Genomic DNA, 10,022 nt, shown 5'->3' with positions numbered 1-10,022 from the left:
GCCGCCACCGGCGACGCCCAGTTCGATCGCGGGCGGGAAATTTTTGTGGAACTGGGCTGCAATGCCTGCCACGCGCGCGAGGGAATGGGCGGCAAGAGCGGGCCGGATCTCGATGCCATCGCGAGCCCGGAAAACCGCGAGCGAATCTTCCTGGCAATCCTCAAGCCGCCGCTGGAGCCCAGCGAGCAGTACGGCACGATCATGCCGCGCGGGCTCATCGATGAGCTCAGCGACGAAGACGCCGAGGCGCTCCTGCACTACCTCACCCACGCGACTCCAAGCGTCGAGTAGCTCAGCGCTCGTCTTGGGGAAGCAGCAGGTCTTCAAAGAAGAATGCCGAGAGCTCGGCGCGCCCGCCGATACCCGCCTTGCGGTAGAGGGCGAGGGCCTGCTGGCGCACGGTTCGCTCGCTGGTATTCCGTACCTGGGCCGCTTCCTTGTGGGAGAGCCCCTTGAGGAGCAGCAGGCCGACCTCTTTTTCCGCCGGTGTGAGTTCCCAGCGGGCAAACTGATCGTCGACGGCCTTGCCGAGCCCCTGCAGCAGCTCGCGGCTCTGCTCGCGCCAGCGCGCTGCGTCCTCGCGGCTGCGGCTCAGGTCGGCTTTAAGCCGGCGGGCCTCCCCGCGCAGCAGGAAATACCGGCGCACCAGCCACGCGGCCCCCGCCAGGGCAGCCGAAGCAGCCAGCGCCTCGACCAGCAGGTGGGAGAGGCTGCTGCCCTCGGAATAGTCCTGCGCGAGATCGACTCCCAGGGCCGCGGCGATGGTCAGAAACAGCAGAATGGGCACCCACAGGGTTCTCGAATCTTCTCTGACGTCGGTCATAACGATACGTGCAACTCCCTGAAATAATAGCGCTTTAGATGCGTAGGTCATCCGTGCGATGGCACGACAGCCCAAATTGCTGCACATTGAGACGCATCAAGGGCGGGCCGGTAACAATCACACCGGTTCCCCGCAAGGAGAGTTCATACCATGGAAGGTTTGCCCCTACACCCCGCAATTGTTCACATCCCATTGGGTCTTGCCGTCGTGATGCCGCTGCTGGCAGCGGCCGCGGCGCTCTCAATCTGGAAGGGCTGGGTCGACAAGAAAGTCTGGATCGCCGTGGTGGTCGTTCAGGCGCTCATTTTCGGCGGCGCCCTGGTGGCCAAGGAAACCGGCGAAGACCAGGAAGACATCGTCGAAAAGGTCGTCTCCGAGGATGCGATTCACGAGCACGAGGAAGAGGCCGAGGGCTTCATCGTCGTGGCCGGTGTGACCCTGGCAGCCTCGGCTGCCGCGCTCTTTATTCCGGCTGAGACGGCGGTGGTTGCGCTCATGGGCGCCACGGTGCTGCTCTCGGTCGTGGTCACGGGCGTGGGGCTGAGCGTCGGGCACTCCGGAGGCGAGCTGGTCTACGTGCACGGCGCCGCCAAGGCCTATGAAGGGCGCGTGAAGCCCGGCCGGAGCATGGGGCCCCCGGGGCTTGAGCGGGCCTACGAGAAAGAAGAAAACGAAGAAGGCGAGCACGAATAGCTACGCGGATTCTTCGTCCTCTTCTTCGTAGCGCTTGACCATGCGCTTGAAAGTGGCGATCGGAATCTCAAGCTTGCGGGCGGCAGCACTCTTGTTGCCGCCCGTTTGTTTGAGGGCGAATTCGATGGCCTCGCGCTGGATGCGCTTCAGGGTCTTCCCCGCGAACGCGTGCTCCCGGACTGCCGGCGCGAATTCCCTCGACGTCGAGGTTTCAGAAGTGCTGGCTTCCCGGTCGCGGTCATCCCAGCGAGAATTAGAATCGTCCACAGGCGTCCCTTCCCTGGACTCAGGCACTCCCGTTTATTCACAACGGTTACGCCATCTGACTCAAGATGAAACAGAAGTGTGACGGATTCGAGTGCTGCACTCAAGCGTGCTTGCGCACAAAAATCGCCCTGCATTAGTTTCAGCGCCGATTGGGAGCCCAGGGGCTCACTGCAGAGGGCTCGAAAAGGGCAGGTTGCCCTGTTTGATGACATCGGCGGGGCGGGCGACTATGCAGTGGGGACGGGTTCCGTCCCAATTTGTTGTTCCTGACCGACACGGACCCGAGGAGCGCGCCCCTTTTGCAGATCGCACTCGATATCCTGATGATTGTCGGCGGCATTGCCCTGCTGGCCTGGTCGGGCGATGCGCTGGTGGATTTCTCGGCAGCCATTGCCGAGAAGGCCCGGCTCTCTCCGGCGGTGATCGGCCTGACCATCGTGGCCGCCGGGACCAGCATGCCCGAGGCCTTTGTCTCCGCCTTCGCCACGGCAACGGGGCACCCCTCCATCGCGGTGGGCAACGTGGTGGGCTCCAACATCTTCAACATCGGCCTGGTGCTGGGCACCTGCGCGCTGGTGGCCCCGATTCCCGTCTCCCGCAATACCTTCCGGCTGGATTTCCCGTTCGTGGTGATGTCCACGGCGGCCATGATCCTGTTCTCGCGCGATGGAGAGATCGACCGGGGTGAGGCAGCCTTCTTCCTCGTCGCGCTGGTCTCCTTCTGGGTCTATTCGGTCACGCTGGCGCGGCGCCAGGCGACGGCACTGGAGGCCCGCCAGCTCGAGGAACTCGTCCCCGAGGAGGCCGAGACACTCAAACAGCGTCCGGCCTGGTGGCTCGCGGGCATGCTGCTGCTGACCTTTGTGGGCCTGAGCGTGGGGGCCCGGATTCTGGTGATGGGGGCGGCCGATCTGGCCCTGCTCATGGGCTTTACCGAGCGCCTGGTCGGGCTGACCGTCGTGGCCGCCGGGACAAGCGCGCCCGAACTGGTGGCCAGCCTGATGGCCGCGCGCAAGCGTCAGCACGAGATGGCGGTGGCCAACATCATGGGCTCGAACCTTTTCAACCTGCTGCTCATTCTGGGGGTGAGTGCCCAGATCCACCCGCTGGAAGTCGAGCCCAAGATCATCCATCTCGACAACTGGGTGATGCTGGCCTTTACGCTGGCGCTCGCGCCCATGCTCTACCGCGGGTTCAAACTGGCGCGGAGCGAGGGCGCGATCCTGCTGGCCGGGCACCTGAGCTACATGGCCTACCTGATTATCGGCCGCTAGGCGCGGGGCATTCGGCTCAAGTATTCTGGCCCCCATGGGAAATACTGGTCGCAAGCCCGGTCTCATCGAAGTGCGGCTCGACCGCATCGATCAGCTCTTCAACTCGCTCGATCCATCCCCCTTTCGCGAAAAGGACCTGCGCCGCGAGGCCGAGGAATTCATCGTCTCCTGGGCCGAGGAATTCCCGCGCGACTGCGCTCTTTCCATCGTGCTCCACCTGCGCGAGGCGCCGCCGAGTCCGCTCGATGAGAAGCGGATCGCGCAGGCGGTGCAGAACTATTTTGATTATCAGGCATCGGGCGCGCGCCGGGAACTCTCGCACCTGCTCCGGCAGGGACGCACCAGCCTGATTGTCGGCGTGAGCTTCCTGACGCTGTGCCTTTTTCTTGCGGATTTTCTGGCAGGGGTGTGGACCGGACAGGGCTCGCAGCTTGCGGTGGAGAGTCTGACCATCGGTGGTTGGGTCGCCATGTGGCGGCCGTTGGAAACCTACCTCTATGGCTGGTGGCCCATTCGAAGGAAAAAGGCGCTCTACGCCCGGCTGAGCCAGGCGGAAGTGACTTTGAAGATTCAGTAGAGGCGGAGCCTAGAAGCCCCAGTCGATGCCGATCGAGACACGTACGTTGTTGGCTTCCACGTCGCTGAAGCCGCGCAGGTAGGCGACTTCAAAGACCAGCGGGCTCTGCGGGTGGCCGGCGCGCACGCCGCCACCGACATCGAAGGCAAAGCCCTGCGAGAAGCTCACCCGGCCGCCGTCGAACATCTCATAACCTGGTCCCAGGAAAACATAGGGAGCGAACATGCCGCCCATGCCTTCGCTGGGCATGTTCTTCTCGACATAGAAATTGGCCAGCAAGAAGAAGTCGTGGAAGTTCGTGTTGAGGGTGCGGTAGCTGTGGTAGTGGAACTCGGGCCGGACACCCATGCGATAGTCCTCGCCGAATTCACCGACCCAGAAGTTCCCGGTCAGGCCCGCGCCCACGCCGTTGGCGCCGTCGGAATGGGCCCAGCCCAGGCGAATGCCCACGGCTACCCATTCTTCTTCGGGAACCTGGTCGAGTTCGACGACCTGTTTTTCCTGCTCGGCGGCCTGCTCGGCCTGCTCCTGCAGCCACTGGTCGCGGGCCTTGCGGTAGGCGTCGGGGTCAACCGGTTCGTTGTTGCCCTGGGCGCGGGCGGGCCCGGCCATCGCCGTGAGACAAATCACAGCGAAGAAGAACGCAAAGAGCGAGCGAAGGGCACGGGTGCCCAATGCCCTGGAGCGACGCGTAGGCATCGAAAAAGCGCTGACTGGCACGAATGCAAACCCCCGAGAGTTCGACGTAGTTCAGAAACTGATCCGGTCTGGACTTCGCTTGCGTCGAAGAAACTCTCCCCCAATTCGGATCCTGCCCCAGACTAGGGCAAGCGGTGGGCGTGGGCAAGCCCGAATTGTTCTGGGGCCGAGCGTTGACCCGGTGAGTCGTGTTTGTCAGACTGCCCGGAACCGGGGCAGCCGGACGCGGGAGAGCTGCGTACAGCGGCCGAAAAGCGCATCAAGCGCCGGTCGGTCCCGGAGCATATTAGGGGAGACATGATGGGGATGATTTTGCGTGCCTTCGCTCGCTATGCGGGCGTTTTTTGCCGACAAGGTCTGATCGCGGCGTTGCTGCTCAGTTCTTTGGTACTCAGTGGCTGTGACGACAAGCTCAAGGAAGCCGTTCGCCTCGCCTTCCCGGACAACCGTGCTCCCACGCTGGAGGACGACGCCTACGAGACCGATGAGGACAGCGAGCTGCGCGTGCGCCTCCCGGCCAACAGCCTGGAAGTCGACGAGAGTCTCTTCGCCAATGACGAGGACCTCGACCTCGACACGCTGACGATCGTCGTCCACAGCGTGATCCGGGTCGATGGCGTCGACACCCCCGATGCAGGCACGCTGGGCATCGGCGGTTTCACGGACAACAACGGTGACGGCATCATCGATGATCTGCCCGCCACCACTCCCGGCGGGTTCACCTACGACCCCGGCGACTACTTTCAGTATCTGAGCGACGGCGAGAGCGCCGTTGTTTCCTTTGACTACACAGCCATCGACAGCCGCGGCGGTGAAGACACTGCGACGGTGACCATCACCGTGACGGGCATCAACGATGCTCCGCTGGTGATGACCGAGAGCTACAACACGGACGAAGAGGGCATGTTCAGCGCGACCGACGCCGATGGCTCGCTTCCCATGGTGCCCGATGGCCTGCTTGCCAACGACAGCGATGCCGAGGGGCAGACCATCACCGTTTCCATGAACACGGATCCGGTTCGCGGCCTGGTGAGCGTCAATGCCGACGGCACCTTCGACTTCGATACCAACGGTGAGTTCGAAGACCTGCGCCAGAACGAGACCCTTCCGGTGCAGTTCTCCTACACGGTGAGCGACGGCGTGGGCGGACTGACCCAGGGCGCGGCCATCGTCGTGGTGACGGGCATCAACGATGCGCCTGTGGCCGCCGATGACCTGACCTATGTGGTCGACGAGAACACGTTCTTCAGCGTCAATGCCGCGATGGGCCTGCTGGCCAATGACGTCGATGTTGAAAACGATGTGCTCCGCGTTGCGGTCCCCATGCCTCCGGCAATGGGGGAACTGGATGTTGTGAGCGACGGCAGCTTTACCTTCGACCCGCGCATGGACTTCAACGACCTGACCACCGGCGCCATGGTGGCGGTGAACTTCGACTATGAAGTGACCGATCCGCTGCTGGCCATGGATACCGGCAGTGTCACGATCACCGTCATGGGCATCAATGACGCGCCGATTGCGGAAGACGATCCCTACCTGATCGATGAGGACACCATCCTCATGGACAGCGTGCTGACCAACGACTCCGACCCGGAGATGGATGTTCTGACCCCGGGTATCGTCATGGCGCTGGGCGCCGGCGAGGGCACGCTGATGACCACCTTCGGCGCGGGCAACGGCGGCTTCACCTACGACCCGACCACCGATTACCAGTCGCTTAACACCGGCGAGAGCGCCATCGTCAGCTTCACCTACCAGCTCAGCGACACCGAGCCGCTTGCGAGCAACATCGCCACGGTCACCTTCACGGTGTTTGGTGTCAACGACGCCCCGATCGTCATGGGCGAGAGCTTCATGATCGATGAGGATACGCTGCTCACGGGCAACGTGCTGACCAACGACTCCGATCCCGAAATGCAGTCGATCATCTCGAACGCCTCGGGCTCTGTGGTTGTCGATATGGGCACGGGCGGTCCCGGCGTGCGTGACATCCAGCAGACCGGCGCGTTCAGCTACGACCCGCGCGTCCAGTTCAATAACCTCGCGCAGGGCGATTCCGCGCAGGTGCACTTCGATTACAGCGTCTCGGACGGCTTCGGCGGCTTTACCATCGGCACCGTCACCGTGGACATCGCCGGCGTCAATGACGTGCCGACGCTCAACAACAACAACGCGCTCGTCGTGGCCGAAGAGATGGAAGGGACGATTCTCAACTCCCTCCTGCAGGCCACCGATGCAGACGACGGCACGCTGGTCACGGACCTGGTGTTCACCGTCGACAGCGAACCGGCCAACGGTCAGCTCCTGCTCAACGGTGTGACACCGATCCTGATGAACGACACCTTCACCCAGGAAGACGTGAACCTGGGCCGGATCAGCTACCTGCACGACGGCAGCGAGACGACCTCCGACAGCTTCGACTTCACCCTCAGTGACTCCATCGGCATGATCTCGGATACCTTCTCGATCACCGTGACGCCGGTCAACGATGATCCGGTTGCCATGGACGATACCTACCAGGGTGACCTGGGCATGACCCTGGCCGTGCCCCCGGCGATGAGCGTGCTGCTCAACGACACCGACGCCGAGACGGCGACCATGTCGCTCACGGCAACGGCGGGCAATATCATCAGCGCCAATGGCGGCACCGTGCAGATGTTCTCGAGCGGCGCATTCAACTACACGCCGCCCATGCTGCTCATCGCCGACGATACCTTCGTCTACACGGTCAACGACGGCAGCGGCGGCACCGACACGGCGACCGTGACGGTCGACCTGGTGGACCTCTCGACCTACATCTTTGTGGACAACTCGGTCGGCGGCGGCGGCGATGGCTCCATGATGGCGCCCTACAACACCCTGGCCGCGGCCGAAGCCGCCTCCGTGGCGAACGATACGATCTTTATCTACGAGGGCACAGGCACCAGCACCGGCCTCGACGCGGGCATTACGCTCAAGAGCGGCCAGACGCTCGTGGGCGAGGGCTCGGGCCTCACCATCGGTGGCGTGAACATTGTTCCGGCGGGCAATCCCCCGGTGCTTACGAACGCGGGCAGCACCGTGGTGACCCTGGCCAACAACACGATGGTCGCGGGTATCACGATCACCAACAACGCGACCGCCATGGCCGGCACCTCGCTGACCGGCATGATCGAGATCGACAACGTGACCGCCAACTTGACCGGCGGAAGCGGCATCGACCTGGCCAGCTCGTCGGCGGCGCTCGTGGTGAGCAACTTTACCCAGACGGGCACCGGCGTTCACGGTATCAACGTCAGCAACGGGCAAGGCAACGTTACGGTTTCCAGTTCCGATCTGACGGTGACCCAGCATGGTGTGCAGGCGGTCTATACCGGCACCGACAGCGGCGACGTGTCGGTGACCAGCACGACGATCACCCCGGGCCAGAGCGGCCTGGTGGCAAGCGGCGCACTGGGCCCGGTCAACGTGGTCTTCCAGGGCAACACGGTGATCAACGCCGGGGCCGTTGCGCTCTCACTGAGCTTCAACGGCCTTGCCGGCCACAGCGCCACCATCGGCGGCTCCGTGATGGGCGACCGCAATACCTTCACGAACCCGGCATCCCAGACCGTGCGGGTCTCGGCGGACAACAACGCCATCGTGACGATGACCGATGTCATCGCGACCAACGATGTCACCACGCCCGGCGCCGAGATCATGTACCTGGACGCCATCAACGGCGCGCGCATCGAGCTCGACGGCAACCGCGCGATGGGCGGCCTGCAGGCGATCACCTACAGCAACGTCCTCTACGGAGCCGACATGGCGCTGGAAACGACGCCGCTGGTCTACTTCAACAACATCGCCGGCACGCTGACCTTCACCGGTGACTTCGGATTCTTCACCGACGGTATTCCGGGCTTCAGCATCGATGGCTATGACTCCGACGGCACCGGTCCCACGGCGCCCTCCCTCACGATCAACATCGGCCAGAACATGATGGACATGGCGCAAATCCGGACCGACAATGCGCCGGCCATCGAGATCTCGGACGCCAACCTCGACGTGCGCCTCGACATGGTGGAGAGCAACGGCTCAACCGGCGACGGCATCCACCTCGAAAACGTGCGCGGCACCTTCACCGTGCAGGGCAGTACGCTCATTGGCAACCCAGCGGGCGACGGCATCGACCTCGTAAACAACGCGGCGACGACCGGCTTCGCCACCGTCTCGGGCACGCTGCAGGTGAGCTCTCCCTCGGGTGACGGCGTTCGCGGCGCGAACCTGACCGGCGCGGTGACGCTGGGTGTTTCCGACTTCGTCGATGCCGGCGACAATGCCCTCGACTTCTCCGGGGCGATTGGCCAGGTCAACGTGGGCAGTCTGACCACGGACAACTCCGCGGGATCGGACATCAACATCACCGCGAACGCGGGCACGCGGGACTTCAACTTCGGCACGATCACGGTGGACAACCGCGGCGCCGAAGGCATCCGGATCAACACTGCCGGCGGCACCTTCGATGCTGGGGTTACGACCATCAACAATCAGAACAGCCCGAGCACGGCGGCGGTGTTGATGCAGAACTCCAGCACGGACGTAACGCTCTCGGCACTGACGATCAATCACAATTCCGACACCGGCGAGGGAATCCTGCTCGAATACAACACCGGCGACTTCCGCGTCACCGGAACGGCGACGGTGGACTCCTGCAACAGCGAGTCGATATCCATTGTGGGGCAGAACGGTGGCACGGTGGATCTGGGCACGACCATGGTTACCAACCGCGGCCTGCACGGCATCTATGTAGAGAGCCCCGCCGGCATGGCCACGCTGGACTTCAACGCAACGACCTTCGGTGCGATTGCCGGTGGTACTGAGCCCGCAGTCGAGCTGTTTGGCGATGCCGCGGGTGCTGTGAACAGCTCCAGTGTGACGGTCAACTTCAACTCACTCACGGTCACCGACAGCGGCGGCGTGGGCGTGGTCATGGACGACTTCGGCGGCACCTTCCAGGTGGGCGGCACAACCAGCATCTCCAATACGGCGGGTGCGGGCGTAGTGGTCTCGGGCGGTACGAACGGCCGCATCGGGCGTCTGGACATGGGCTTTACCGCCATGGCGACAACCACGCTCAGTGGCCAGGGAACCACCCTCGGCTCGATTTACGTCGCCGACGGTTCGTCCGGTACCGGTCAGGTGCTCTTTGATGATGTGACCATCAACAACCGCACCGGCGAAGGTCTGGAGATTTTCAATACGAACATCGCCTCGGGCCTGGTAACCACCGGAACCCTGACCATCAACAACCAGACGCCGGTCGCGGTGGACGGCATCAACATCACCAACTCGACCATTCCCGTGACCATCGGCGTGCTCGACATCGACATGAATATGGCGGCCGCCGACGGCGTGGTTCTCAACGGTTACACCGGCACGTTCACGGTCTCCGGCACGACGGACATCCTCGATCCAGGACAGTTGGGCATCGAGATCACCGGCAACACCGGCACGGCGACCTTCACGGGAGTGACGACAATCGATGGCGCGTCGGATATCTCAATCTATTACCATGCCGCGGCTGCCGGTACGCGCGATATCAACTTCGGCACGGTTAATGTTCTGAACCGCGGCGCCGAGGGCCTCGCGATGGGGACGGTCACCGGCGGCACGGTGGACGTGGCTTCGCTGACGATTCCCAACCCTTCGGGTGCCATGACCGTTACCG

General features: G+C 63.4%; 8 protein-coding genes. 5 read left to right on the top strand and 3 right to left on the bottom strand.

Annotated elements, in window-relative coordinates; all coding sequences use genetic code 11:
• Positions 1-291, top strand: a 291-nt coding sequence (locus KDH09_00810; GenBank protein ID MCB0218207.1) for a cytochrome c, incomplete at its 5' end; no start/stop codon positions are given.
• Between the two features lies 1 nt (position 292).
• Here the strand turns inward: KDH09_00810 and KDH09_00805 are convergent.
• Positions 293-874 (bottom strand): response regulator transcription factor, encoded by a 582-nt coding sequence (locus tag KDH09_00805; GenBank protein MCB0218206.1) that lies wholly within the window; start codon positions 872-874, stop codon positions 293-295.
• Between the two features lie 99 nt (positions 875-973).
• Between KDH09_00805 and KDH09_00800 the strand changes: the two genes are divergently transcribed.
• Positions 974-1,516, top strand: coding sequence for a hypothetical protein (locus KDH09_00800; protein ID MCB0218205.1), 543 nt, complete (start codon positions 974-976; stop codon positions 1,514-1,516).
• Here the strand turns inward: KDH09_00800 and KDH09_00795 are convergent, their stop codons facing one another.
• Complete coding sequence (locus KDH09_00795) at positions 1,517-1,783, bottom strand: hypothetical protein (protein MCB0218204.1); 267 nt, start codon at positions 1,781-1,783, stop codon at positions 1,517-1,519.
• A 299-nt stretch (positions 1,784-2,082) separates the two neighbouring features.
• Between KDH09_00795 and KDH09_00790 the strand changes: the two genes are divergently transcribed.
• Entirely contained in the window at positions 2,083-3,057 is a 975-nt protein-coding gene (locus KDH09_00790; GenBank protein ID MCB0218203.1) for a calcium/sodium antiporter, read from the top strand.
• 34 nt (positions 3,058-3,091) lie between these two features.
• Complete coding sequence (locus KDH09_00785) at positions 3,092-3,634, top strand: hypothetical protein (GenBank protein MCB0218202.1); 543 nt, start codon at positions 3,092-3,094, stop codon at positions 3,632-3,634.
• Positions 3,635-3,643: 9 nt separating this feature from the next.
• Here KDH09_00785 and KDH09_00780 read toward each other — a convergent pair whose 3' ends face one another.
• Positions 3,644-4,333: a hypothetical protein gene (locus KDH09_00780; GenBank protein MCB0218201.1), complete on the bottom strand. Its 690-nt coding sequence runs from the start codon at positions 4,331-4,333 to the stop codon at positions 3,644-3,646.
• 300 nt (positions 4,334-4,633) lie between these two features.
• Between KDH09_00780 and KDH09_00775 the strand changes: the two genes are divergently transcribed.
• Positions 4,634-10,022 (top strand): tandem-95 repeat protein (locus KDH09_00775; protein ID MCB0218200.1); only part of this gene is annotated, 5,389 nt, incomplete at its 3' end.

Source organism: Chrysiogenia bacterium, assembly GCA_020434085.1.
Classification (GTDB): domain Bacteria; phylum JAGRBM01; class JAGRBM01; order JAGRBM01; family JAGRBM01; genus JAGRBM01.
The sequence above is the reverse complement of the archived record's forward strand: the minus strand, read 5'-3'. Positions and strand labels throughout refer to the sequence as shown.

What these genes read in the sequence shown, in the direction of transcription:
- KDH09_00780 (MCB0218201.1), bottom strand. Translation starts at nt 4,333, where the DNA reads ATGCCTACGCGTCGCTCCAGGGCATTGGGCACCCGTGCCCTTCGCTCG.
- KDH09_00785 (MCB0218202.1), top strand. Translation starts at nt 3,092, where the DNA reads ATGGGAAATACTGGTCGCAAGCCCGGTCTCATCGAAGTGCGGCTCGAC.
- KDH09_00800 (MCB0218205.1), top strand. Translation starts at nt 974, where the DNA reads ATGGAAGGTTTGCCCCTACACCCCGCAATTGTTCACATCCCATTGGGT.
- KDH09_00805 (MCB0218206.1), bottom strand. Translation starts at nt 874, where the DNA reads ATGACCTACGCATCTAAAGCGCTATTATTTCAGGGAGTTGCACGTATC.